The organism is Streptomyces sp. NPDC045678 (genome assembly GCF_056432085.1).
On the sequence record NZ_JBWKJS010000004.1, the window covers coordinates 303,832 to 329,317 of the forward strand.

The following is a 25,486-nucleotide window of genomic DNA, read 5'->3' on the forward strand; positions in this document are numbered from 1 at the left end:
AAGGTAGAGCCAAGCATCACGAGCCTCGACACTAGACCAGAAATGGGATCAACGTCCATACGGGTTAGCACCTTCCCCCCTTTCTTTGCTGGGTCCCGCCCCTCGCCGCGTTCTCACGTCGTGATCAGCGACTCCGACGAGCCCGAGCGCATCACGTGGTCGACGTGGATCAGGCGGGCGAGGAAGCGGCCGTTCTCCACGTTCGCCGAGATGCCCACCGGGACCACGTGGTTCCCGTCCGGCAGACCGGCGTAGTAGAGGCCGGGGAGCGCCCCGAGGCGGCCGTTCTCCTGGATCGGCGCCCCGTTCGCGTCGAGCACGTGGCGCGGCAGGATGCGGTAGTCGGGGCCGAATCCGGTGCACCACACGATGGTCGTGATGCCGTGGTGGGCCAGGTCGAGTCGCTCGCCGAAGTCGGTGACGTGCTCCATGGGGACCTCGGGGGCGGGCTTCTCCTCCGGCGCCACGAAGCCCCGCCGGCGGATGCGGGCGTCGATCGTGTCGACGGCGTGCCGGAAGGAGCGGGCGGACTCCTCGGCGACGGAGACGACGTTGTCCTTGAGGAGCAGCGTGCCGCCGTCGGCCGCACGCACGGAGCCGACCAGGGTGACGCCCCGCGCGGCCAGGGTGCCGACGTTGAGGTCCTCGCTCTTGTCCCGTACGGCGGTCACCGGCAGGCCGGGCAGGACGGGCCCTCCGTCGCCGCCCACGGTCCCGAAGTCGTCGTACAGGGAGAGCGCCGACAGCCACTCGAGGAGGCCGCGGCCGCGGTAGCGGCGCGGCCACGCGCGGTGCCGCCCGACCGCCAGGAAGGTCCGCCGCCCCGCGCTCACCAGCTCGTGCGCGATCTGCTGGCCGCTGATGCCCGCGCCGACCACGAGGACCGCCCCTTCCGGCAGGGCCCCGGGGTTGCGGTAGTAGCGGGAGTGCAGCTGGTGCACGGACGGGTCGACGTCGGCGGCGAGGGCGGGGGTGCGGGGCGCCGCGTAGCCGCCCACCGCCATGATCAGGTTGCGGGACTCGACGGCGCCTCCGGCGGACAGGTGCGTCCTGAACCTCACCTCGTCGCGCTCCGAGGCGTCCGGCAGGCACTCGACCTCCCGGACGGACGTGTGCTCGCGGACCCGCAGCCCCCGCTCCTGTGCGTAGCGGCGCAGGCGCCGGGCCAGTTCGGGCCCCGACATGAACCCGTCGGGGTCGTCGCCGTCGTACTCCAGACCGGGAAAGCGGACCGATCGGTTCCCGCTCCCGACCAGCAGGCTGTCCCACCGCTCGTGCGCCCACGCCTGACCGATCTCCCCCCGCTCCAGGACGAGCGCCTCACACCCGAGCTCCTGCAGGGCCCCGGCCGCGCCGCACCCTTGCTGACCGGCGCCGACGACGACGGTCTCCACGTACTCCACTGCTGCCATGACCTGGCCCCTCCGCCGCGAGAACGCGACTACTTAGGTTTACCTAAGTGAGACCTTGCCTTTTCAAGTCGCCTTGATGTCAACTGACTTCATGGCGCGACGAAGTGAGGTCCTCATCGGTGAAGCGGCGGCCCTGTACGGCCTCGCACCGTCCGCGGTGCGGTGGTGGGAGCGGCAGGGCGTGCTCAACCCGCCCGCCCGCGACGGCGGGAAGCGGCTCTACGACGACACCGACCTGCGCCGCCTCGGCCTGGCCTATCTCTGCTGCGTGGTCGGCCGGATGCCGTTGGACCGGGCCGCCGTCGTCACCTCGGGGAAGGCCACGCGTGACGTCTGGCAGGACGCCGTCGACGTCCAACTCGTGCGCCTGGAGCGGACGATCGCGGAGCTGGAGGCGGCCCGGGGCTATCTGCGCCACGCGCTGAACTGCACGAGCGACGACATCGCGGCGAGCTGCACCATCATGGACGCCGAACTGGCCGCGCGTACCCCGCGCGGCCGCTTCCCGGACTCCGACCTCGTCACCGCCGCCCGCGCGGCCTACCGCGCACAACGCCCCGCGTGATCGTCAGCTCAGTGGAATGCTCTTCACGGCGGACAGCAGCGGGATGAGGACGTAGTCGCCGTTGCCCGCGCCGCAGACCGGCCGGGTGTCGACGGTGTCGGAGATGTTCGTGCCCGTCGTGTACCGGTTGTCCGGGGCCGGCACCACGCTCGTCATGTGGCTCTTGAGCCGCTCCGAGTAGTACACGCACTGGTGCAGGTTGAGCCGGCTGCCCGCGGTCAGGTCCAGGGGCAGGGAACCCGAGAGGCCGGGGTTGGGCACGTGGTTGCCGTTGCCCGGACCGCAGGTGGGTGAGGTCTCCCTGGTGTTGGAGACCTTCGTACCGGTGGAGTAGCGCCCGTCGCCGCTCGGCGTCACCAGGGTGGTGAAGCGGTCGGTGCTCGCGCTCCGGTAGTAGTCGCACTGCTGGAGGTTGAGGTAGCGCCCCGCGCCGAGGTTCAGCGCGTTGACGCCGTGCAGGAGCGGTACGGGTACGTGATTGCCGTTCCCCGCGCCGCAGGCCGCCGTGGTGTCGGCGGTGGCGGAGTGTTTCGTGCCGGTGGAGTAGCGCCCGTCGCCGCTCGGTGTCACGAACGTGTTGAAGTGGTCGTCGAGGCCGGCCGCGTAGTACGCGCACTGGTGCAGGTTCAGATAGCCGGACGCGGCGACCGCTCCGGCCCAGGCCTCCCCGCCCTGCACCGTTTCCGCGGCCCGCGCGCCCGCGTTCCCCGTGCCCATGGCGGCCACCAGGCCCATCGCCACGGCGAGCACCGGGCGCCACGGACGGCGGCTGATCCTTCGTTTCATGTCGTGGTTCTCCTCTCCCTGCGCGGAGCGCTCAGGGCGCGCTCCGCACCTCGGACCACGAAGGTCTCAGGAGGGACGCGGGGCCGGTATCCCCCGAAACTGGGGATACCGGCCCCGCGTGTGCCGTGCTTACGCCTGCGGCCACCCGCCGTACGGCACGGTGATGAGCTCCATCGCGTGCCCCGACGCATCCAGGAAGTACACGCCCCGGCCCCCGTCGTTGCGGTTGAACTCGCCCGGCTGCTTCTGCTGCGGGTCGGCCCAGTGCTCGATGCCGCGCGCCCGGATCTTGTCGTACGCCGCCTCGAACTCCGCCTCCGAGACCAGGAAGGCGTAGTGCTGCGGGGTGATCGACTCGGCGGGAATGGTGGCGAAGTCGAGGGTGACCGAGTTGCTCAGGGCGACCGCGATGAACGGTCCCCATTCCGCGGCGATTTCGAGGCCCAACAGCTCCGCGAAGAACTCGGCGGACTCCCGGTTGTCCCGGGCATGGACGATCGTGTGATTCAGCTGAACCGGCAAGGAATGCCTCCACAAGGCATCTCCCGACACCTCCATGCCTCACCCGGCCGGTGACCGACACGCGATGTCGGCGTGGATCTTAAGCATGAGGACACCGCCCTGTCGAGGGGCGGGAGCAGCGGCGATGCCCGCCCGCGGAGCGGAGCGGGGTGATGAGGCGGGCGGGGCGGGCGGAACGCGTCGAGGGGCCCGGGCGCCTTATGGCACCCGGGCCCCGAAGGAACTGCTACACCATCTGCCGGCCCTGATCCTGCGCCGGCCTTCTGTTTCCACCGACCCGACGAAGATGCCGTCGGGGATGCGGGGATCGCGGTTGCTTGACCGGAGACCACCTCACTATCGATGTCCTGCGGTACCCGGCATCAGTAGCTCTGCCGGGCGATCCCGATGGCGATCGGTTCCTCCGTTCTTCCCTCTTGACCAACACTTACTGAAGGGACTGCGTACTACTGGCACTGCTCTACTGCGTACTGCTGGTGATGCGAACTGCACTTACCTACTCACGGCGGCCCCTGATCACTGCGGGCCACCCGGTCCGGCCGTCAGACCCGTCGCCGTCCTACGACAACCCTGGCTTCGGGACTCCACCGCCGCACCGTCCTGCGTACTGCAACTGCGGGTACTGCTGCCGGCAGCGCATCTCTGCCGGGCCTTCCTGCTGGCCTCTTGCTCTTGGCTACGAGAGAAACCATAACCACACCGCCACCCAATGTCTACTCCGGCTGGCATAGATTTCCGCACGCCCGGTCGACAGGTAATCGGCTGTGCCGGGTGCATCCGGACCCGCCCGCAGGTCATGACGCTGGTGACGGCGGCGGCGTCATCAGTCATGCTCTCCGCGCCAATCGCGGACTCGTCGGCCGCGGTTCCCGATCGGACGTGACAACGGCTGCCAAGTCCGCGCCCGCCCGCAGCAGCGCCACGGTCCGCGTGGCGATGGTCACCCCGTAGGCCCGGACGGCCTCACGAGCCCGCAGGTCTGGACTTGTCCGCACAGTCTCTCTACGCTCGGCCGCACCACGCACTGAGAGCGCTCTCAATAGTTCAACTCCGGTCTACCGCACCCCTGTTGGATCCACGAGAGGACATCACGTGAGACGTAAGACCAGCGCACGTCTCGGCCTGTCCGCCTTCCTCCTGGCGGCCGCCTGTGCCGGGACCGGGCTCGCCCCCACCGCCACCGCCGATTCCGGCCCCGCCTCCGGCAAGGCGCTCGCTTCCGAAGGTCTCCTCCGAGCCCTGCAGCGCGACCTCGGGCTGTCGCCCGCCGCCGCCCGGGAGCGGCTCGCCGACGAGAAGCGGGCCGTCGAGGTCGAGCGCGCGGCGCGCAAGGCGGCCGGTGGCGCGTACGGCGGGGCCTGGTTCGATGCCGGGCGCGGGCGGCTGACCGTCGCCCTGACCGAGCGCTCCGCCGCCGCGGACGTCCGCGCGACCGGCGCCGACGTCCGCTTCGTCGAGCACAGCGCCGCCGAGCTGGACGCGGCCAAGGCGCGCGTCGACAAGTTCGAGGCGCCCGGTGGAATCGCCAGTTGGCGCGTCGACGCCAAGGCCAACCGGCTCGTCGTCGACGTCGTCGAAGGCCACCGCGCCGACAACGATGTCACCGACTTCCTCCGCCGTGCCCGCGCCACCGCCCCCCTGAGCGTGGACACCGTCAAGGAGGCCCCGAGCACGTTCGCCGCAGGAACCGTCGGCGGCGACCCGTACTACACCGGCAACGTCCGCTGCTCGATCGGCTTCTCCGTGCACGGCGGCTTCGTCACCGCCGGGCACTGCGGCAAGGCGGGTGCGGGTGTGCGCGGCTGGGACGGGTCCAACATCGGTTCGTTCCAGGGCTCTTCGTTCCCCGACAACGACTACGCCTGGGTGTCCGTCGGCAACGGCTGGTGGACCGTGCCGGTCGTGCTCGGCTGGGGCACCATCCCCGACCGGCTGGTCAAGGGTTCGGCGGAGGCGCCGGTCGGTACGTCGATCTGCCGCTCCGGTTCCACGACGAAGTGGCACTGCGGGAATCTCCTCGCCAAGAACGAGACCGTCAACTACTCGGGCGGCGCCGTCGTCCACCAGCTGACCAAGACCAGCGTCTGCGCCGAGGGCGGTGACTCGGGCGGCTCGTTCATCAGCGGCGACCAGGCCCAGGGCGTGACGTCCGGCGGCTGGGGCAACTGCAGCAGCGGTGGCGAGACGTGGTTCCAGCCGGTGAACGAGATTCTCCAGCGCTACAACCTGCGGCTGCACACCGCGTGACCCCAGGTCGCGCCCGGCGCTCGCAACCGCCGGGCGCAACCTCCCCGCCCACGTCCGCGGAACCGAGTCCCTGAGTCATCCCCCCGATTCCCCCGACCCGGCCCGCACCACGCCCTCCCGCAGCCTGATCCACACGGCGAGGATCACACACGCCGCCAGACAGCCCGCCGCGGTGATCAGCAGTGCCGTGTCGGCGGCCGCTTCCGAACCCACGCCTCGGTCCTGGTCGGTGACGGCCCCGGCCAGTCCGACGCCGAGGCCGGCGGCCACGGTGATGACCGTCTTGGTGACTCCCGACGCCTCCCCGGCCCGCTCCGGCCGGATCACCGCCTGGGTGGCGATGAGGGTCAGTGAGTTGGCCACTCCGAGGACCGCGCCGCCCACGGTGGCCACGGCCACGTACAAGGTGAGGGACGAGGTCCGGGCGAGGCACGCAAGGACCAGCGCTCCTCCGCACAGGCAGCCCGCCATCAGCCGTACCGCGGCCCGTGGTGGCACCCGCCCGGCGAGCGGCCCGGCGAGCGCCATGGCCAGCGCGGGAGCGAGGAACGCGGTGCCCGCGAGGACGACCGAGAGGTCCCACTGGCCCTGGAGCGTCAGGGGCACGACGAACAGGAACATCACGGTGGTGGTGTTGGCCGCGGCGCCGGCCAGGGTGAGCGCCATGTACGGGCCGTTGCGGAACAGGCTGAGCTCCACCAGCGGATGGGACGCGGTCCGCTCACGCCGTACGAACAGGATCAGCAGGGCTGCCGTGACGGCCACGCCCGCCAGCGCGGCGGGCCACGGCCAGCGCGGTCCGCGGTCGATGACGACGCAGAGCGCGGCGAGCGCGGCCGTGGCACCGGCCAGACCGCTCCAGTCGACGCTGCGGGGCGCACTGGTGTCGTAGCTCTCGGCGGTACGTGAGGCACAGACCGCGCCGAGTACGGCGAGCGGCACGTTGAGCCAGAACACGGCACGCCAGGACACCGACTCGGTCAGGGCGCCACCGATGAACGGACCGCAGGCGGTGGCGATCCCGCCGATGCCGAGGGCCCAGCCGGTGGCACGGCCCCGCAGTTCGGCCGGGTAGACGTTGGTCAGCAGGGACAGCCCCACCGGCATGATCATCGCGGCTCCCGCGCCCTGGGCCACCCGGGCGCCCACGAGGACGGGCAGGGTCGGGGCGAGCGCGCAGACCAGCGAGGACGCGCCGAACACGGCGAGCCCCGCGACCAGGAGCCGCCGCCGGCCGAACAGGTCGCCGAGCCGTCCCGCCCCCAGCATCAGCGTGCCGGTGGACAGCAGGTACGCGCTGATCACCCACTGCAGACCGGCTCCGCCCGCGTGCAGGTCGCGGCCGATCTGCGGCAGGGCGAGGTTCAGGCCGAACGAGTCGAGCTGGATGCAGAACACACCCACGGACATGGCGAGGAGTGCCCATCGCCGGGTGGGGAAGGGCGACTTCGTCGTGTTGCCGCCGATACCGTCCCTCAAGGTCGCGCCCTTGCTCACGATTGCCCACTTCTCCTCATGGTCGGCCCCTTCGGGGGTGGTTCCTGCTGCCGCCGCACGGCCGTGCGGCGGCACGAGACGCTGGTGGTGAGAGGGAGGGGAGAGGTCGCAGCCGAAGAGCGCTCCTGGACACGGAGCGCCGCTGCGGAGAGAGGAGATGAGAAGTGGGGCCGGGGTGGAGAGGGCTGCCCACGGGGAGTCCGATGTGCCACGTCGACGGGGCCGCCGCGTGGATGACACACGCGGGTCCGTGCCTCGACCGGCGATCGGGACATCAACAACGTAACTGGTCCCCGGGCACTTGCCAACCCACCCCTGAGAGGGCCTGGAGAAAGCATTCAGCCATCATGGGCACCGCTGCGGACTGTGACCCTCCGGTCGCATGGGGGTGCCTCTCTCCCGTGACCGTATGGAGTCGCGATCCGGACCTCCGTGCCGCGAACTCCCAGCTGAGTGCCGCGCGTTGGCCACCCCGCGGTTCGACAGAGGTGGCGCCACGGCCCCGCCGGCCGCACGTGGCGCGACCGCACGGTCACCATGCGTACCGCCCGGGCGGGTTCTTGCTTCCTACACCGATCAAGTGCCTGGTCAGTCGCCGTGGAGCGCCCGGGAACCGCGGCCGCTCGGCGGGACGGCCTGTTCACCACCCTGGGGCCTTGGCTTCCGGTTCAACCACCTGTTAGTAATTTCATGCGGCAGACGAATGCCATTCCTGCACTTTCCCCCCATGGATCAGGCGGATGTGATGTCGTTAGATGCGCAGGGGACAGCTATTCCGACGCGCCGGATAGAACCCACCCGCAGGACGCGCTACAAGGCGGAGATCGCTTCGGTTTCTCCGGACTCAAGCAGGAACACCTTCGAGCAGTACGAAACATGTTTTCTGGGTGTCAGTCTGGAAAACAGCAACTTCACCACTCCCAAACTCACGAGCATGGTCAAGTGGATCTCCCGAAGGTTCGCGCGATGCACCGTGCTCATCGGCGACAGCATTCACCGGCTCACTCTGGAGTCGACTCAGGGGTTGCCCCCCGACCGTGCCAGGGAACGGGCGCTCGACCTCGGCCGACGCTTCGCGGAGGCCGCGGAGGGGGTGTTCGACGAGTACCGCGACAGCACCGAGTTCACGGTCCTGACCTGCGGTGAAGTGCAGGCCGGTGAGAGGTGTGCCGAGTTCCACAGCAAGTTGCGGGCGTTCTTCGACGAGGACGAGGCGTTCCGTTCCTCGGTCGAATCGTTCGGTCACGCCTATCACCGGAAGCGGGTCGACGGCATCAGCGAGGCCGAATGGGAAAAACGCATCCGGCTGTCCAACGAATACTTTCTCGAAGAGTTCGCCATCTTCGCCTGTCTCAAAGAGCAGGGGCTGCCGGTCATGGTGTATCCCGGATCGTTCAGCACCCTGTCCGAGATAGCCAAGGGCGACCATCCCGGGGCCCCGGAAGAGCTGCGTGACCTCGTCGTGGTCTCCCTCCATCTGAAAGGTCGGTGAGCATGACAGCCGAAGCGCGTGATCTGGTCCCCGAAATACGGCGGGGAAAGATATACCGAGACGTTTACGAGAAGCGCTCGCCCGACCGTCCCGCACTTGGCGAAGCACGCCTCGAAAGGGCCCGCGCGGTGGACGGGGCCCTTGACTTCGGGGGTTCCGGGGCGCGCGACCGTGCATTCCGGGACGGCGTTTTCCTCCTGGAGATCCCGGACGGGCTCGACGTGTCGGCGGGTGACGCGTTCGCGCGTCAGTTCTACGAGGGTCCGGCCGCGGCGCCGTACGGCCGGTTCCGCGACATCGGCAGCGACCACTTCGGGGACCCGCTGCTCGGCTTCCACCAGCGGATCAACCAGATCGAGCAGTTCCTCCTCGAACGCCGGTTCTGGGCCGCCGCCTATCCGCCGGAGATCACCGCCCTGGGCGAGTCGCTCACCCGGCTCTCGCGGCACGTGCTGTGTTCCGTCCTCTCCGCGGTGGGCATACCGGAGCGGGACTGGCGGCGGGCGACCGGCGGCTGCTCGCAGTGCGCGGGCTCGTACCACCTGACGTTCAACCACTACCGGCCCGCGCACGAGGACATCGGGCTCAGCTCCCACAAGGACGACGGGTTCCTCACCATCCTGCGGACGACCGCCCCGGGCCTCGAAGTGAGCCGCGAGGACCACTGGGAGACCGTCCCGGCCGACCCGGACTGCTTCATCGTCAACTTCGGCCTGTCCATGGAGATCCTGACCGCGGGCAGCCGCATGCCCGTGGCCGCCATCATGCACAGGGTCGCCCGCCAACAGGAGGACCGGTCCAGCTTCGGGCACTTCAGCTCCAGCGGCTGCCTGCCCGGCGAGGACGAGGGCATCTACCGCTACGTACACGGCAGCGGCCTGGAGCGTGTCTGCGGCTCGCGTGAACTCATCGACGAGAACGACTACGAGATCTACGCCGGTACGGACGCGCCGGACGCGCCGGACGGATCGGACACCAACAAGGGCGTACGCCGATGACCGTCGACTCCATGACCCTCCAGCGCGCCACCGTGACGGGCGCCGGCCTGCGCTTCGACACCGCCGACGGCCTGTCCCGGGCCCTGCGGGACGGCTGCTTCCTGCTCGCCGTGCCCACCGGGTTCGATCCGGGACCGGGCATCACCCTGTGCCGCGAGTTCCACCGGGCCCCCGACGAAGGGCCGGTGGCCACCCGGGCGTACCGCGGTTTCAAGGACGTGCCCGGCGTCTACTTCGACCGGGAGCACTTCCAGACCGAGCACGTGCTCATCGACGGCCCCGGGCGGACCCGGCACTTCCCGCCCGAACTCCTCGCCATGGCCGACGAGATGGGCGATCTGACGCTCCTCGTGCTGCGTGCCGCGATGACCGAGCTGGGCATCGCGCCCGCGCTGTGGAGCGAGATCACCGGTGGCGCCGTCGACGGCCTCGGCACCCACTGGTTCGCGGCGAACCACTACCGTCCGGAGCGCGCCAAGCTGGGCTGCGCCCCGCACAAGGACACCGGGTTCGTCACCGTGCTCTACAACGAGGAGCCCGGCCTGGAAGCGTCCGTCGACGGAGCCTGGGTGCCCGTCGACCCCGTGCCCGGCCACTTCGTGGTGAACTTCGGCGGCGCCTTCGAACTGCTCACCGCGGCCCTCGACCGCCCGGTGAGGGCCATCTTGCACCAGGTGCGGCAGTGCGCCCCGGCCCCGGGCGCCGCGGACCGCTTCTCCTTCGCGGCCTTCGCCAACCCGCCCGCCACAGGCGACCTCTACCAGGTGCGCGAGGACGGCACGGCCGTGCCCGTGCGCGGCTCCGAGGAGTTCCTGCGCGAGTTCAACGAGGAGACCTGGTCCGACCGGCACGCCGACTTCGGTATCGCCGAAGCCGCCGGCGCGAGCGGAGGCGGTACGTCATGAGCGTCTCGGCGGACCGCGTCGGCACCCCGCGTCAGGGCAGGACCGTCGTCCTGCCGCAGGGCCCCGGCGCGCCCTTTCCCGGAATCGTCGCCCACCACGAAGGACCCAGCCGGCTGCACGGCCACGCCCCGGCGTTCCACGAGGCGACCGTGGTGCGCGGGGAGCCCGCCTCGCACTACTTCCGCGCCTCCGGCATCAGCGCCTGTGCCGAGGAGAACGGCGGTCTGTGCACGTTCTGGATGGGCCGGAAGCTCGCCGTCTACCAGATCACCAACGAGCCGCTGGTCGGCGACGACGTCCTCGCGCCCTCCACCGACGCCAACCGCGAGTTGTTCGGCGACTTCATGGGCTCCCTGCCCCACGACCACCCGGGCCGCCCGGGGAAGCGGGCCGTGGTCGAACGCTCCCTCGGCAACGCCAAGTTCGTGGAGCGCCTGGAGCCCGCCGTCCGGCGGTACACGGCCGACCACCTCGCCCGCGCGGCCGGCAGGACCGTCCCGCTCGACGACTTCACGCTGTCCCTGACGGCGTATGTGGACAGCATGGTCCCCGGCGTCCTCGATCTGACCCGGCGGCCACTGCCCGAGTACCTGGACTCCGCCGAGTACGGCCGGGTGGTGCGCGGCTTCTTCGATCTCGCCTCCGACGTCATCAGCAACGACAACCCGGCGGCGATGCGCGAGTTCGACGTCATCGTGCCGTTCGTGCGCGACCTCCTGACGGACAACTTCGACGCCCTGGCCGGCGCCCCCGAATCCAACCTGATCCGTCGTCACTTCGCCCTGTGGGAACTGCCCTTCACCCGGCGGTCCGTGGCCGCGCTCGACGCCGCGCGGATCAAGGAGCTGGGCACGGTCGTCGTCGCCACGTACGACACGACGGCGCTCAGCCTGATGTGGGCGATCGGCTATGTGGAGGCCACGCCCCGCGTCAAGGACGCCGTCGTGGCCGAGGCCAGGTGCGGCACGGGCACGGCGACCGCGGCGGGGTGCCCGTACGCGGACCAGCCTCCGCACGCGGACCAGCCTCCGCACGCGGACCAGCCTCCGCACGCGGACCAGCCTCCGCACGCGGACCAGCCTCCGTACGCGGACCCGCCTGCCCACGCGGGCGCCGCCGCCCCGTCCGTGATCGACCTCGCGGTCCTGGAGGCCGTACGCCTCGGCGGCAGCAATCCCAGTGCGCTGTGGCGCCGTACGACCGAGCCGTTCACCCTGCACCACCGGGGAGTCCCGGTGACGGTGCCGCCGGGCACCATGATGTGGCTGGACCGGCGGCAGGCCAACCGCGACCCCGCCGTCTTCCCCGAGCCGCGCCGCTTCGCCCCGGCCAACATCGAGGCCATCGTCCGCTCCGACCGGGAGACGGTCTCCTCGCTGCTCTCCCGCGGCCGCTATGAGATCAACTCGTTCAGCATGGTCAACGCCGCCCGGAACCCCCGCAAGTGCCCCGGCCGGCTCTTCTCGGTGCGGATGCAGTCCATGGTCCTCGCGGAGCTGTACGGCCGCTACGCGGTCGCCACGCGGGACACCGACCTCCAGCTGAAGCACCACGCGTCCATGCCGCGCCCGGCACGGCCGGGAAGCATCACCATCCGGCCCGAACCCGGCACGCCGCCGCAGCACCCCGGCACGCCGCGCGACCCAGCAACCCCGAGGGAGCCGACCCCATGACCACCGCCAACTCCCGCACCACCCGGTCCCGCTTCCACCCCACCACCGCCCGGCCCCCGGTCGCCCTGCCGCCCATGCCCGGCGAGCGGCAGGCTCGGGCCGCCTATCCGCCGGTGGACCTCGAACGCTCCTGGTTCGACGGGGACGAGCTGCTCTTCGAGCGCGAGGGAGGCTTCGACCGCGCCCTGGCCAAGGGCTTCTTCCTGCTGCGCATACCCGACGGCCTCGACACAGGACCCGGTGACCGGTTCGCCACGCACTTCCACGAGGACCCGGCCGGTGACGGCCTGGACTCCTATCGGGGCTACCGTCACGCCGATGTCCCCGGCACCTACCAGGGCTACTTCGACCGCGAGCACGACCAGTGGGAGAACTTCTACATCGAGAGGACGAACTGGGCGCTGCTGCCGCCCGAGGTCACCGAACTCGGCCACCGGATGACCGGCCTCGGCGTAGCCGTCCTGCGCGCGGTGCTGCGGCACGTGGAGGTACCGCGGGACCTGTGGAGCGAGGTGTCCGGCGGCCTCTCCGACAACGGTGGACACCAGATGCTCGCCTTCAACCACTTCCGTTCGCAGAAGGAGACCCGCGGCTGCAAGTTCCACCGTGATTCCGGGTGGGTGACCGTGCTCCGCTCCTTCGAGCCGGGTCTCCTCGCGCTCATCGACGGAGAGCTGGGCGCCGTCAACCCCGAGCCGGGCCACTTCATCGTGAACTTCGGCAGCTCGCTGGAGGTGCTCACCTCCGCCCTGCCGCGGCCCGTGCGCGCGAACGTGCACGGCGTGGTCTCCACCGAGCGCCCGGCGGGCCGGGCCGACCGCATCTCGTACGTGACGTTCCTGGACTCCGCCCTCGACGGCACCGTCTACCGGCTCGAAAACGGCTCGGCGCGGCCCGTGCAGTCGGTCGCGGACTTCGCCGTCCAGGAGGTGAGCCGGACCTATGACAACGACGGCGCGCTCTAGCCGGGGCACGAGCACGGCACCGGCGGAAACCGACAAGGACGGGAGTCACACCATGACGGACACGGCCCAACTCACCCTCCCCGCGGCCGAGGTCGACGCGGGCACCCTGCGGTTCGCCACCGTGGACGACACCGCGCGGGCGCTCGCCATCGGCGCGTTCAACGTGGCCGTCCCCGAGGACCTCGACGTGCGCGCCGGACTCGACTTCTGCCGCACCTTCTACAAGCCGGGGACCGGCGATCCGGCCGACCGCCACCGAGGCCACCGCGAGCACGGCCACCCGGCCTCCAAGCTGGGCTACGAGGACCGGCCCGACCAGGTGGAGCAGCTCCAGCTGGAGAGCTTCCTGTGGCGGGAGTACCTGCCGGACGAGGTCACCGCGGTGCTGCGGCGCATGCGGCAGCTGACCCTGGACGTCCTGTACGGCGTGTTCGACGCGGCGGGGGTGCCCGAGACCGACCGCGACCTCATCACCGGCGGCGCTTCGCAGGACACGGGCCTGTGCTACACGACGGTCAACCACTACCGTGCGGGCCTGAGCGACCGCGCCGGGATCGTCGAGCACTCCGACAGCGGGTTCATCACCACGATCTGCACCGACCAGCACGGATACGAGATCCTCCACGAAGGCCGCTGGCTGCCGGTGCGCGAGCGCCCCGGCCACTTCACCGTCAACCTCGGCGACGCCTTCCGGGTCCTGACCAGGAAGCTGCCCAGGCCGGTGACCGCCGTCTACCACCGTGTGCCGGAGCTGCGCCCGGAGGCGGGCGTCCCGGACCGCTCCTCGTTCACGGTCTACATGGGGCCCCGCTACGACATGCCGCTCTACCAGTACGACACCGAGGGCAGACTGCGCGAGTACCAGAGCTTCCGCGACTTCTCGGTGGAGAAGGCGGGCAAGCTCGGCTACGACTTCCACTCCCGCGTATGAGCACGGCGGCGGGACATCCGCGTACCAGCGCGCTGCAGGGCTGGCAGCTGGCCGAACTGCGTGACGGCGAGCTGCACTTCACCGACGATGACGGACTTCGGCGCGCTCTGAAGGACGGCTTCTTCTACGTGAAGCAGCCCGCCGGCACGGACCTGTCGGCGGGGGACCGCTTCGCCCGTTCCTTCTACCTCCCGGCCGAGGACCAGGACCCGTACCGGGGCTTTCACCCCTGGACGGCCGATCAACTCGGCCCACACCAGGGCTACTTCTGCCGTGACGCCGACCAGACCGAACAGTTCTTCCTGGAGAGCGCCTGGTGGGACCAGGTCTATCCGGCCGGGCTCGCCCGGCAGGCCGAGCGCATGCGTGACTTCGCGCTCGACGTCCAGCGCGCGGTGCTCGCCCGCCTCGACCTGCCGCGCGCACTCTGGGACAAGGCCACCGGACACAGCCTGACCCCGCACGGCACCCACACCCTGACCTTCAACCACTTCCGCCCGGAAGTGGCCGCGCGCGGCCTGAACATCCACAAGGACTCCGGCTGGGTGACGGTTCTGCGCTCCACCGAGCGCGGACTCGAGGTCGACCGGGACGGCGAATGGCACCCCATCGACCCGGTCCCCGGCACCTTCATCGTCAACTTCGGATGCGCGATGGAGATCCTGACCCGGCGGACCGCCACGCCGGTGGCCGCGGTGGCCCACCGCGTGGTGCGCCAGCCGCCGAGCGGTGGGGCCAAACCCGACCGTTTCTCGTACGCGCTCTTCGTCGACAGCAGCCTCGACGAGAGCGTCTGCCCCGGCCTCTTCGCCTACGAGCCGGGCAGCGGCCTCCAACTCCATTCGGAGTTCGGGACGTTCCTCAACGACATCCTCGACAACACGTACCGGGAGGACACGAGCGGTCTCTACTGAGGCGGCGCCGCCCGCTGCGGGAACAGGAAGGCGGTCCAGGTCTCGGGCGCGACCGTGAAGTGGGGTCCGTCCGGGTTCTTGGAGTCGCGGATGTGGATGGCGGTGGGGTGGGCGGCGATCTCCAGGCACTGGCCGCCCTCGCTACCGCTGTAGCTCGACTTGCGCCAGGCGTAGGCGACTTCGAGGCACTGGCCGCCTTCATCGCCGCTGTAGCTGGACTTGAACCACTCAAGCGCGGTGCTGCCGCTCATTGTTCTCCTAGCAGACGGTCCAACAGGTCCCTGGTGTCCTCCGCGTTGAGGGCCTGTGTTCGCAGCATCGCATACTTCTGGGTCAGGATCGCTACCTCGTCCGGATCTGCGATCAGCTGGCTTCCGCGTTGGGTCTCGGTATAGGCAAGCCGCTGATGCTCAGGGGTCTCCAGCAGGACGAAGGGCCCGCCCAGCCCTGCGTGTGTACTGCGTCCGAGCGGAAGGACTTGCAGGACGAGGCCTGGGAGTTCGGCGTATTCGCGTAGGCGACGGACTTGCTCGGCGTAGACCATTCCGCCACCGAGTCGGTCCCGCAGTGGCGCTTCCCAGATCACAAAGCTGGTTGTCGGCGGCACTTTGCGGTGCAAGATCGTCTGGCGCTCCATCCGGCTCGCGACGTGCTGCTCAATCTCATCCTCGTCATAGACCGGGACACGGCTACGGAAAACTGCCCGCGCGTACCCCTCCGTCTGCAACTGTCCGGGCACGGCCAAACTGTCGTACACGGAGATGGCGATCGCCTCCCGCTCACAGTCCAGGTACTCCTCCGCCCACCTCGGAACCAGATCCACCTCCGGCATGTTCTCCACGGCCGTCTGCAACGTCCGATTCGTGCCGAGGAAATCATCCAACTGCACCGCCAGGTCCATCTTCAGCGGACGCCGCCCCTGCTCGACGGAGGCGATCAGTTCCTCGCTGATGGCCAACTGCTCGGCCAGCGACCGCTGGGTGTAGCCCGCCGCCTCCCTGTGGACGGCGAGCAGCGCCCCCACCATCCGCATGGCCGACGCATTCCTGCGTGGTCGTCGCCTCTGGCTGCTCATATGGACCAACTCCCCAGCTCGTACATCCCAGGCGTACGGGTTCACGCACTGCTTCATCATGGCCACGGAGTGTGACTGTCGTCACGTGAACCGAGAAAGTTTCTACCGGCGAGAAGGCCGGTCCGTCCCCGCAGCCCGCGCCTTCACGGCCGCCGCCCTGGCCGGCTGGGGGATCCAGGAGGAACGCGCGGACGACATCACGCTCTGCGTGAGCGAGCTGGCGACGAACGCGTTGCTGCACGGCGTCCCGCCGGGGCGGGGATTCCGGCTGAGATTGACTTTCTGCACGCAGGACGGCGTGGTCCGAGCCGCCGTACACGACAGCGGCACCGGCCGCCCCAGGCTCGACCTCGAAGACGACCGGGACGACGACGAGTCCGGGCGGGGGCTCCTGCTCGTCGCCGCGCTGGCGGACAAGTGGGGGGTCGAGGAACAGGACCCCGGCAAGGAGGTGTGGTGCGAGTTCGGGGCGCCGCTCGCGTCACCCCTTCTTGTTGCGGTCGAACCAGATCGTGGCGACGGTGGGGACGAGGCCAGCCCAGAACAGGGCCTGCGGCACGGCCCGTTCGGTCCACGGGATCTCCGCGATGAGGAGCGTGCAGAGCATGGCCCACGCGGCCTGGGCGAGGACGATGCGGGGCCACACGCGGCGGCGGATCAGGGAGTGGATGTTGATGCGGACGCCCGCGCGCAGCCGCCGGTAGCGGAGGAGGGCGCCCACTGCCCAGAGCGCCGACATCGGGACGAGGAACCAGAGGCGCTGGCCGAGCGACACCGGTAGGTCGCGGGGGGTCTCGCCGTCGGTGACGAAGAGGTCGAGGCCGGAGGCCGCGATGACGGCGAGGCAGAGCAGGGCGATCCAGCGGATGCCGCGCAGCATGCGGTACGACGCGTCGTCGAGGCCGTCCCGCATCGGACGGGAGTCCGGGGCGGCGGCCAGCGCGTCCGCGTACAGCGTGGCGGCCTCGCGGGCCTTCACGCCGGGCGCGGAGGCGGCCTTCCGGGTCTGGCGGGCCAGGGCGTACGGGTGGCTCGGGTCGAGGCGGAGGATCGCGTGGTCCAACTGATCGGCGACCGTGCCGTTGCCGGCCAGGTCGGCTATCTGCCAGGCGACTTCGTGCGCGTAGACCTCTTCGGGACCGAGGCGCAGCGCCTCCATGGCGATGTCGCCCGCCTCCCTGAGAGGGTCCTGCATCTGCGCCGCCGTGACCGTGCCGCCGCCCCCCTGCCCGATGCGGACGAGGCGGATGCGCCAGACGACGTCGGCGAGGAGGGAGTACGGGTACCAGTACTCGGGGTCGATGCGTATCGCCTCGCGCAGCACGCCCTCGGACTCCTGCCAGCGGGTGCCGCCGATGCCGCGCAGGGCGTGCGCGCGCATGACGAGGCCGCCGACGTCCTCGGGGGCGATGGCGAGGGCGCGGTCGGTCGCCGTCAGGGCCTTCTCGTGCTGCTCGGCCCGGACGTGGCACAGGGCGAGCTTGGTCCAGGCGCGTACGTCGTCGGGGTCCTCGGCGAGGCGCTGCCCGAGCAGGGCCTCGGCCTCGTCGTACCGCTTGAGCTCGATGAGCCCGTCGGCCCGCTCCACGGCGGGGTGCACAGTGCCGGCGCTCACAGCTTCCGCTTCTTCTTGAGGTAGGTGACCAGGTCGTCGTACATGCCGCCCTCGTTGGCGAACATCGCCACGTTGCGGGCGGAGGCGAACCACGGGTCGCTGGAGGGCGCGATCGTGGCGGCCGCGGCCGTGAGGTCCTGCATGCCGATCATGCGGACGGTGCCGGTGCGCGCGGAGTCGAGGAGGGCGCGCTCGGCGGCGGCCTCGCAGAGGTGGGCGAGGTCGGCACCGGAGAGACCGTCGGTGGCCTTCGCGAGCTTCCGCAGGTCGATGTTGGCGACGGGGCGGTCGCGGAGGTGGTAGCGGAGGATGGCTTCGCGGGCGGGGGCGTCGGGCGGCAGGACGAGGATCGTGCGGTCGAGGCGGCCGGGGCGGCGCAGCGCGTTGTCCACGTCCCAGGGGACGTTGGTGGCGGCCAGCACGAACACGCCTTCGTTGGCGTCCGCGTCGATGCCGTCGAGCTCGGTGAGGAGCTGGTTGACGGTGTTGCGCATGCCGCTGTGGGCGGTGCGGCTGCGCTTGGCGCCGAGGGCGTCGAGTTCGTCGAGGAAGAGGACGCAGGGGGCCTGACGGCGGGCCGTCTCGAAGACCTCGTGCATGTTGCGCTCGGAGTTGCCCATCCACATGTCGAGCACGTCGTTGATGGATATGGAGAGGAAGTTGGCGTCGAGCTCACCGGCGACGGCGCGGGCGATGAAAGTCTTGCCGCAGCCGGGCGGGCCGTACAGGAGGAGCCCGCCGCGCAGGCTCTTGCCGTACAGCTTGCGCAGCTCGGGGTTGCGCAGGGGCGCGAGGAACGCGGCCTCCAGGCGGTCCTTGACGTCCTGCATGCCGCCGACGTCGGCGAGCCGCACGCCGTCGGGCGCCTCCACCTCCCAGGCGGCGGCGTCCCCCGGGTCACCGCTGCCGTCGGCGGTCTGTGCCGCCTCGGGGGTCGGTGGGCTTTCGACGAAGCGGGGCGGGACGACGTCACCGACCTGGTCCTCGGCGGCCTTCCAGTTGAAGCCGGCGGGGGTTGCCGGTGACTCGGCAGGCGGTTGCGCCGTCTGCGGCGCGCCCATCGCCCGGGTCATCAACTCCCGCGCCTTCGCGTCGCCCGGCGCGTGCTGCAAGGCCACGGCGACCTCGGCGACCGCCTCCTCGTGATGCCCGCTCTCCACGAGGAGTTCCGCCAGATGCAGCCGCAGCGGCACGTCGTCGGGCGCGCCCGCGACGGCTGTGCGCAGGCTCTGGATCAAGGGGGAGTGATCGGGCATGGGACGAGGATACGGGGGGCGTTTCATGCGATGAGCGGCCCGGCCCACCCCATGAAACGCCCCCCGTATCCGGCCTCGGCCGACTCAGCCGAGCAGCTCCACCTCCGCCAGCGTCACCGCGCCGGTGCCGCCCTTCGGGATCAGGCGGTAGTGGGCGTACGTGCCCGGGTGGGCGATCGTGAAGGCCCGGGTCTGCTGGTTCCAGGCGAACGACTCACCGGACCGCTTGTCCAGGTCCTTCCACCTGCTGCCGTCCTTCGACCCCTGGAGCACCCAGCCGCGTGGCGCCTTCGCCTTGTCGGCGGGGGACGTCAGCGTGTACTGGACGGCCTTCGTCCGGTTGCGGACCGGGAGTTCGATCGCCGTCCCTGAAGACGCCTCCGTCGCCGACGAGTCGTCGAAGAGCGCGCCCTCACCCTTGAGGGCGTCCTTCCTCGGCGACGGGACCTTGTCGTCCTTCGTGATCGACGCCGGCTGCGCGTTCTTGCCGCTGCCCCACGCCGACGGCTTCGGACCCATGTCGAACTCCAGGACCCCGCCTCGGGCGACGACGTCGTGCGGGAGCGCGGTCGACTTCCACGCCTTGCCGTTGACCTTGAGACCCTGCACGTACACGTTCTTCGCGCTGTTCCTCGGCGCCTTCACGACCAGGTCGCGGCCGTTGTCGAGGTGCAGTGTCATCTTCGTGAACTGCGGAGAACCGATGGCGTACTCGCCGCTGCCCATCACCAAGGGGTAGAAGCCCAGCGACGAGAAGAGGTACCAGCCGGACTGCTCGCCGTTGTCCTCGTCGCCGTGGTAGCCCTGCCCGATCTCGCTGCCCGTGTAGAGGCGGGAGAGGACCTCGCGGACCTTCTCCTGCGTCTTCCACGGCTGCCCGGCCGCGTCGTACATGTACGCGGCGTGGTGGGCGACCTGGTTGGAGTGGCCGTACATCCCCATGCGTACGTCACGCGCCTCCGTCATCTCGTGGATGACGCCTCCGTAGGAGCCCGCGAACTCCGCGGAGCCCGTCTCCGGAGTGGCGAAGTACGTGTCGAGCTTCTCGCCGAGGCCCTTGCGGCCGCCGTACAGGTTCGCCAGACCGCGCGAGTCCTGCGGCGCGGTGAAGGCGTACCCCCAGGCGTTGGTCTCCGTGTAATCGTGGCCCCACACGCGCGGGTCGAACTTCTCCGAAGGCACGCGCCAGACGCCCTTGGTGTCCTTGCCCTGGAAGAAGCCGGGGTCGGTGCCCGCGCCCGCCGCCTTGCCGTCGAAGAGGTTCACGTAGTCACGGGCACGGTTGAGGAAGTACTCGGACTCCTCCTTGTAGTGCTTCTTGCCCGTCTTCTTGTAGAGGGCCGCTCCCATCCGGGAGATCCCGTAGTCATTGAGGTAACCCTCCAGAGCCCACGACAGGCCCTCGTGCGTCTCGCTGGGCGTGTAGCCGAGGAACGGCGACGTCTTCATGCCCTTGCGGCCGACGCCCGACGTCGGCGGCACCACCGTCGCGTTCTTCAGCGCGGCGTCGTACGCGGCCTCCGCGTCGAACTTCACGCCCTTGGTGTACGCGTCGGCGAACGCCACGTCGGACGACGTGCCCGTCATCAGGTCGGCGGCACCGGGCGACGACCAGCGCGAGGTCCAGCCGCCGTCCTTGTAGTGCTGCACGAAGCCGTCGACCAGCTCACCCGCCTTCTTCGGGGTGAGGAGCGAGTAGGCCGGCCACGTCGTGCGGTACGTGTCCCAGAAGCCGTTGTTCACGTACGGCTTGCCCTCGACGATCTTCGCGCCGGTGTGGGTGGGGGTGTCGGGCCCGGTCTGGGGCGAGAAGGGGGAGGCGTACTTGTACGTGGCCTTGCCGCCGCCCTCTGTCTCGACCTTCTCGAAGCCCGAGTTGGGGTAGAGGTACAGGCGGTACAGGGAGGAGTAGAGGCTTGTGCGCTGCCCCTCGCTCGCGCCCTCGACCTCCACCTTGCCGAGGATGTCGTCCCACTGCTTCTGCGCCCGGTTCCTGACGCGGTCGAAGGACGTGCCCTGCGGTATCTCGTCGGCGAGGTTCGCCTTCGCCTGGTCCAGGCTGATCAGGGACGTCGCGAGCCGCAGGCTGACCGTGCGGTCCTTGCCGGGTTTGAAGCGGAGGTAGCCCGTGACGTCGCCGCCACCGCCGCCCTCCAGCTTGCCGCCCGCGGTGGCGGGGGAGTCGAAGGTGCCGTAGACGAAGAGCCGCGTGGCACCGGCCGACAGACCGGACTTGACGTCCGAGAAGCCGGAGACGATGCCCTTCTCCTTGTCGAGGGTGAGGCCGCCCTTCTCCGAGACGTTGTCGAAGACGACGCTCGCGTCGTCACCGGGATAGGTGAACCTCATCATCGCCGCGTGGTCGGTCGGCGCCATCTCGGCCTTCAGGCCGTTCTCGAACGTCACGCCGTAGTAGTGCGGGCGCGCCGTCTCCTTCTCGTGCCGGAACGGCAGCGCACGCTTGGTGCGGGACGCGCTCGGGGTGTCCTTGTCGACGGACGGCATCATCTGGAACGTCTGCCGGTCACCCATCCACGGGCTGGGCTCGTGGCTCGCGCTGAACGCCTGCATCGTCGGCAGGTTGTCGTCGTTGTTGCCGCGCGCGTAGTCGTACAGCCAGCTCAGGGAGCCCGCGTTGGTCACCGGCGTCCAGAAGTTGAAGCCGTGCGGGACCGCGGTGGCGGGGAAGTTGTTGCCGCGCGAGAAGCCGCCGCTGGAGTTGGTGCCGCGCCGCGTGTCCGCGTAGTCCGAGAGGTGCGCCTTCGGCCTCTCCGGCGCCTTCTCCTTCAAGGACACGTCATCGACCCAGCCGCGGAACTTCGCGGGCCCCTTCGGGGAGTCGTACGCGACGAGGACGCGGTCGACGGTCTTGCCGCGCGCGACCTGCCCGATGCGCGACGCGACGTTGTTCCACTGATTGACGTACAGAACCTTGGAGTCGCCCTGCCCCTGCGGGGTCAGCGGGAACCCGTGCTGGTCGACGGCCTTGAGCTCGCTCAAGTACGTTCCGTCGGTGAAGGCGAGGTCGACGGAGACGTTGGTGGCGGCGTAGTCGAGGTCCCCTTCGGCCATGGAGGGAAAGACGCGATACCCGAGCTCGGTGTCCCGCTCGACCTTCACATCGACGTCGAAGACCTTGTTGTACGAGTAGCCGCGGCCGTCCGCCTTGTGGCTGCCCGCGTAGCGCAGCGCGTGCTTCCCCGTGAACCCGGCGCGGGCCTTGGCGGTCGGGGAGCCGCTGGGGCCGCGGTCCACCAGGCTCAGCATGTCCTCGGGCCCGGGGGCCTGCGTGCCGCCGACGGACAGCTGCACGTCGGCGAGTTGCAGCGCGTCGGAGGCGCCGTTGTTGGCGGTGACGTCGAGGCGGAAGTGGGAGTAGGCCTTCGCTTCGTCCGGCTTGGCGAAGTCGTACGTCTTCGCCTTGTGCCGCCCGTCGAAGGTCTCGCCCTTGCGCTCGTCGAGGACGGTCCATGTCTTGCCGTCGGTGGACCCCTTCAGGGTCCAGTCCTTCGGGTCGCGCTCGGCGTGGTCGTTGGCGGACGTCAGCGCGTATGTCACGACCTTCGCGGGCTCGTCGAGGTCGAACTCGGCCCAGCCGTCCTTCGCGAACGTCAGCCACTTGCTGGTCGCCTCGCCGTCGACGAGGTTCGCGGCGACCTCGCCGGACCCGGCGTTCTCGCCGCTGGCCCGCACCTCGGTGACGTGGTCGTTCACGCTCCCGGGCAAGCCGGAGCTGAACTCGCCGTTCACCCCGGCGGACTTCTTCTTCCCGTCGGGCCCCGTCTCGACGGTGCTCAGCCAGTCCGGCAGGGCCTGACCGTCCTCGAACGACGAGGAGAACTCCCGGTCGGCCCGGGGCGCCCGCTCGGGCCCGGCGACGGCGGCCCCCTGTGCCGCCACGACGAGCGCGATCGCGAGCGTCCCGGCGGCCACGGCCGAGCGGGGCCCTTGACCGGGCGGACGGCGGTGTCTGACACGAGGTCTGCGTGCCGAGTCGCGTGCCGAGTTGCTTGTCGTACTACGTGCCGAGTGCGGCATCCCCGGGCCCCTCCTTGCGAGTTGGACAACGTTGTCACGGTCGCTGCGCAAGGTCTAGTAGGGCGGGAAGGGGCGAGTGGTGTCAAGGCTGTTGGCGGGGCGCGGGATGGTGTAGGGGTGGACGGTGAGGACTTGGTGAACGGTGCGGACTTGAGGGTGTGCCCGGCCGGCGGCCTGCTGGTGGCGACCACCGACTTCGGCTGGGGCAGCGTCGGGAAGCTGCGGCTGATCCTCGATGAGCTCGGCGGGCGCGGTGAAGTCGGCGGCTTGGAGGTCCTCTTGGACGACGCGTCCGATACGGCCCGGCTCGCCGCGCAGGTCATCGGTGGGCGTCACCGGTTCGTCCACCGTTCCGACGGCGTCTCCCCGGCCGCGGCTCTGGTCGTCAACGACCCCGTCTCCGCCGACAGGATCGCCCGCTCCGGCACGCCGGTGGTCTACGTCGACAGCCTGCCGTACCTGTGGACCACCGACGCGGAAGTGCCGGCCGCGGCCACGGTGTACTGCGCCCAGCGCAGCCTCGCGCGGGAGTTGCCGCCGACCAGTCCACTGCGGCGGAGGGCCGACCTGCGCTGGGTGGAGCCGATCGTGCCGCCGCCCCGGCGCCGAATCGGCGGCGCCGGGGCAGTGATCAACGTCGGCGGACTGCACAGTCACCTGGTCGGCGGCGCTTCCGACGCCTACCTGCACGCGGTCCTGGTGCCACTGGTGCGTGCGCTGCGCGGGCACGGACGTCGGATCGCGGCCGTCTGCGGCAACCTGCCCCCGTGGGTGCGTACGGAACTGGCCGCCGCGCTGCCGAGCCATGTTCGCGTCGGCCCTTTGTGCGCGTACGAGTTCGAGGCCGCGCTGCTGCGGGCGGACGCGCTCTTCACCTCACCCGGCAGTACGACGATCCTCCAGGCGGCCTCGACAGGGCTGCCGACCGTACTGCTGCCGCCGCAGAACCTCAGTCAGATGCTCAACGCGGACCTCTTCGGGGTCCCAGGCGCAGGCGTCGTCCCCTGGCCGGAATCGGTGATCGACCGCGTTGTGGTCGACGAGCTGCGGCCGAAGGGGGAGGACGCCGTACTGGCATACGTCTACCGGCAGATCGGCGAACGGGGCGGCGACCCGGCCGTACGGTCCCTGCTGGCGCAGCGGTTCCGCGCACTCGCGGCGCGTCCCGCCGCCCCGGACGGCCTCTCACCCCGCCTCCGGGAACTCGGCCACGGAGGCGCGCGTGAGGTGGCACGCATCGTCCGGCGGACGCTCCTCGGCTCGATCCGCGGGTAGTCGGCCGCTCCACCTGCTCGACGCGTGGGGGGGGTAGGTCAGGGCCGAGCCGGTTCCGTGGCGCGGTCGACCTCGCCGTGGGAGCCGTAGGAGCCGGGGGAGCCATATGAGTCGGCGCGGTCGGCGAGCAGCCGCCTGCGATGGGCGCGGCGGCGGACCGCGGTGACCGCGGCGAGGGCGGTACCGATGATGACGCCGAGGGCCGGGAGCGCGACGGCGGCGATGACCCCGACCACCAGCGAGACATAGCCTTCGCGCTCCCCGATGGCGTACCGGGACGGTCCCTGGGACGTGCAGGTGATGTCGTAGTCGCCGGTCCGCGACACGTCGATGGTGCGGAGCGGGTTCCAGGCCGCGTCGCGGGTGAGGAACACGTCGATTCCCGGGCTGGTGAGACGGGGGTCGCCCGGACCGGAGATGTCGCACTCCTGGTCCGCGGACGGGCCCCGCTCCTCGATCCAGATCGCCTTCTCGCTTCCCGGCTCCAGCCGCAGCGTGACGGTGTCGCCGTCGGCGAACGGGCGGCCCGTGTCCACCGCGTCCAGCGCGCCCGTGAACCGGTACACCCCGATGGCCGCGCCGAGCACGATCAGTACGACGGCGGTCAAGGCCGCGGTGACGTACCAGTGACGGCCGGGGCGGATCTCGTTCGCCGTTATCCGCGGCGGCGATGGGGGGACGAGCTGCATCGGCACACTTCAGAGCGCGCGTGCGGCTCGGCCTCAGGGGCTCGGGGGCAGCCACACCCCCTCGCGCATGACGACCCGCCCGCGCAGCTCCGGCTCGCCGCGCCAGGCGCGCACGGTCCGCGGGACCACTCGGATGTAGAGGAAGGCGGCCTCCTCACCCCGCGGATCCCACCCGAACTTGTCGGCGAACGCCTGCGCCGCGCCCTCGGGCACCTCCTGGTCGGGGAAGCACTCCGCCTCCCCCTGGAGGAGCACCACGTCGAAGGTGTCCGGCAGCGACAGACGTACGCGCGGCTCCGCGCGGACGTTCCGCGCCGTCGCGGACGTGGCGCCGGTGCACATCCACACCGCTCGCCCGTCCCACAGGAACCACAACGGCACCTGGTGCGGCCCGTGATCCGGGTGCGCCGTCGACACCCATATGTCCCGCTCGACGGCGAGCCGGTCCAGCGTGTCGCGCGTACGCTCCGCCGTCGGGCGGCGGCGAACGATTTCCGTGGTCTCCATGCGTCCGACCCTAGCCAGCCGGGCCCGCGGCACGCCCGCGGCGCAGGACTTGCTCCCAGCGACCGAGGCCACCCCGGGGCCGGCATCGACCCGGCCACCCGCCCCCACACCCGCCCACTCGGGT

The 25,486-nt window shown here is 70.4% G+C and carries 21 protein-coding genes and 1 pseudogene; 11 read left to right on the forward strand and 11 right to left on the reverse strand.

All coding sequences use genetic code 11. The features are described from left to right. Positions 1–113: 113 nt before the first annotated feature. The gene (locus AC07DO_RS16010) at positions 114–1,412 is read right to left on the reverse strand and encodes a flavin-containing monooxygenase (protein ID WP_479060066.1); all 1,299 of its coding nucleotides are present in this window, start codon (positions 1,410–1,412) and stop codon (positions 114–116) included. 91 nt (positions 1,413–1,503) lie between these two features. On the opposite strand from AC07DO_RS16010, the gene AC07DO_RS16015 reads away from it, so the two are divergent. After that, complete coding sequence (locus tag AC07DO_RS16015; protein ID WP_479060067.1) at positions 1,504–1,977, forward strand: MerR family transcriptional regulator; 474 nt, start codon at positions 1,504–1,506, stop codon at positions 1,975–1,977. 3 nt (positions 1,978–1,980) lie between these two features. On the opposite strand, the gene AC07DO_RS16020 is transcribed toward AC07DO_RS16015, so the two are convergent. Both AC07DO_RS16020 and AC07DO_RS16025 read right to left on the reverse strand, forming a co-directional pair. Continuing rightward, a complete protein-coding gene (locus AC07DO_RS16020; protein ID WP_479060069.1) occupies positions 1,981–2,763 on the reverse strand; it encodes a hypothetical protein in 783 nt (260 codons plus the stop codon). A 129-nt stretch (positions 2,764–2,892) separates the two neighbouring features. Further along, entirely contained in the window at positions 2,893–3,285 is a 393-nt protein-coding gene (locus AC07DO_RS16025; RefSeq protein ID WP_479060070.1) for a VOC family protein, read from the reverse strand. 1,092 nt (positions 3,286–4,377) lie between these two features. On the opposite strand from AC07DO_RS16025, the gene AC07DO_RS16030 reads away from it, so the two are divergent. Continuing rightward, positions 4,378–5,532 (forward strand): S1 family peptidase, encoded by a 1,155-nt coding sequence (locus AC07DO_RS16030; protein WP_479060072.1) that lies wholly within the window; start codon positions 4,378–4,380, stop codon positions 5,530–5,532. Positions 5,533–5,607: 75 nt separating this feature from the next. On the opposite strand, the gene AC07DO_RS16035 is transcribed toward AC07DO_RS16030, so the two are convergent. Next, entirely contained in the window at positions 5,608–7,029 is a 1,422-nt protein-coding gene (locus AC07DO_RS16035) for an MFS transporter (RefSeq protein WP_479060074.1), read from the reverse strand. 727 nt (positions 7,030–7,756) lie between these two features. Between AC07DO_RS16035 and AC07DO_RS16040 the strand changes: the two genes are divergently transcribed. The 7 genes from AC07DO_RS16040 (at position 7,757) to AC07DO_RS16070 (ending at position 14,907) form a co-directional block, all read left to right on the forward strand. Next, a complete protein-coding gene (locus AC07DO_RS16040; RefSeq protein WP_479060075.1) occupies positions 7,757–8,521 on the forward strand; it encodes a tRNA-dependent cyclodipeptide synthase in 765 nt (254 codons plus the stop codon). Between the two features lie 128 nt (positions 8,522–8,649). Continuing rightward, positions 8,650–9,519: a 2OG-Fe(II) oxygenase family protein gene (locus AC07DO_RS16045; RefSeq protein WP_479060076.1), complete on the forward strand. Its 870-nt coding sequence runs from the start codon at positions 8,650–8,652 to the stop codon at positions 9,517–9,519. Further along, positions 9,516–10,424 carry a 2OG-Fe(II) oxygenase family protein gene (locus AC07DO_RS16050; protein ID WP_479060077.1) on the forward strand — a complete coding sequence of 303 codons (909 nt, stop codon included), beginning with the start codon at positions 9,516–9,518 and terminating at the stop codon, positions 10,422–10,424. Before AC07DO_RS16045 ends, AC07DO_RS16050 begins: the two co-directional genes overlap by 4 nt. After that, positions 10,421–12,097, forward strand: a complete 1,677-nt coding sequence (locus AC07DO_RS16055; protein ID WP_479060079.1) for a cytochrome P450 family protein — start codon at positions 10,421–10,423, stop codon at positions 12,095–12,097. The genes AC07DO_RS16050 and AC07DO_RS16055 overlap by 4 nt, the downstream gene beginning before the upstream one ends. Continuing rightward, positions 12,094–13,062, forward strand: coding sequence for a 2OG-Fe(II) oxygenase family protein (locus AC07DO_RS16060; RefSeq protein WP_479060080.1), 969 nt, complete (start codon positions 12,094–12,096; stop codon positions 13,060–13,062). Before AC07DO_RS16055 ends, AC07DO_RS16060 begins: the two co-directional genes overlap by 4 nt. Positions 13,063–13,114: 52 nt before the next feature. Continuing rightward, positions 13,115–13,993: a 2OG-Fe(II) oxygenase family protein gene (locus AC07DO_RS16065; protein ID WP_479060082.1), complete on the forward strand. Its 879-nt coding sequence runs from the start codon at positions 13,115–13,117 to the stop codon at positions 13,991–13,993. Further along, positions 13,990–14,907, forward strand: a complete 918-nt coding sequence (locus tag AC07DO_RS16070; protein ID WP_479060084.1) for a 2OG-Fe(II) oxygenase family protein — start codon at positions 13,990–13,992, stop codon at positions 14,905–14,907. Before AC07DO_RS16065 ends, AC07DO_RS16070 begins: the two co-directional genes overlap by 4 nt. Here the strand turns inward: AC07DO_RS16070 and AC07DO_RS16075 are convergent. Then, positions 14,901–15,158, reverse strand: a complete 258-nt coding sequence (locus AC07DO_RS16075; protein WP_479060086.1) for a DUF397 domain-containing protein — start codon at positions 15,156–15,158, stop codon at positions 14,901–14,903. The two genes, AC07DO_RS16070 and AC07DO_RS16075, sit on opposite strands and share 7 nt — an antisense overlap. Next, on the reverse strand, positions 15,155–15,982 hold the full coding sequence (locus AC07DO_RS16080) for a helix-turn-helix domain-containing protein (protein ID WP_479060088.1): 828 nt from the start codon (positions 15,980–15,982) through the stop codon (positions 15,155–15,157). The genes AC07DO_RS16075 and AC07DO_RS16080 overlap by 4 nt, the downstream gene beginning before the upstream one ends. A 58-nt stretch (positions 15,983–16,040) precedes the next feature. Here AC07DO_RS16080 and AC07DO_RS16085 point away from each other — a divergent pair. Then, positions 16,041–16,427: pseudogene (locus AC07DO_RS16085) on the forward strand (ATP-binding protein); the annotation flags it as partial. A gap of 36 nt (positions 16,428–16,463) precedes the next feature. Here the strand turns inward: AC07DO_RS16085 and AC07DO_RS16090 are convergent. The 3 genes from AC07DO_RS16090 to AC07DO_RS16100 all read right to left on the reverse strand — a co-directional run bounded on the left by AC07DO_RS16090 (position 16,464) and on the right by AC07DO_RS16100 (position 22,891). Next, the gene (locus AC07DO_RS16090; RefSeq protein WP_479060089.1) at positions 16,464–17,597 is read right to left on the reverse strand and encodes a tetratricopeptide repeat protein; all 1,134 of its coding nucleotides are present in this window, start codon (positions 17,595–17,597) and stop codon (positions 16,464–16,466) included. After that, positions 17,594–18,853: an ATP-binding protein gene (locus AC07DO_RS16095; protein ID WP_479060091.1), complete on the reverse strand. Its 1,260-nt coding sequence runs from the start codon at positions 18,851–18,853 to the stop codon at positions 17,594–17,596. The genes AC07DO_RS16090 and AC07DO_RS16095 overlap by 4 nt, the downstream gene beginning before the upstream one ends. An 84-nt stretch (positions 18,854–18,937) precedes the next feature. After that, on the reverse strand, positions 18,938–22,891 hold the full coding sequence (locus AC07DO_RS16100) for a GH92 family glycosyl hydrolase (protein WP_479060093.1): 3,954 nt from the start codon (positions 22,889–22,891) through the stop codon (positions 18,938–18,940). Positions 22,892–23,008: 117 nt separating this feature from the next. Here AC07DO_RS16100 and AC07DO_RS16105 point away from each other — a divergent pair, with 117 nt between their 5' ends. Then, positions 23,009–24,166, forward strand: a complete 1,158-nt coding sequence (locus AC07DO_RS16105) for a hypothetical protein (RefSeq protein WP_479060094.1) — start codon at positions 23,009–23,011, stop codon at positions 24,164–24,166. Between the two features lie 38 nt (positions 24,167–24,204). On the opposite strand, the gene AC07DO_RS16110 is transcribed toward AC07DO_RS16105, so the two are convergent. Together AC07DO_RS16110 and AC07DO_RS16115 are read right to left on the reverse strand one after the other, a co-directional pair. Next, positions 24,205–24,855, reverse strand: coding sequence for a hypothetical protein (locus AC07DO_RS16110; protein ID WP_479060096.1), 651 nt, complete (start codon positions 24,853–24,855; stop codon positions 24,205–24,207). A 33-nt stretch (positions 24,856–24,888) separates the two neighbouring features. Beyond that, positions 24,889–25,362, reverse strand: a complete 474-nt coding sequence (locus AC07DO_RS16115; RefSeq protein ID WP_479060098.1) for a pyridoxamine 5'-phosphate oxidase family protein — start codon at positions 25,360–25,362, stop codon at positions 24,889–24,891. Positions 25,363–25,486 lie beyond the last annotated feature (124 nt).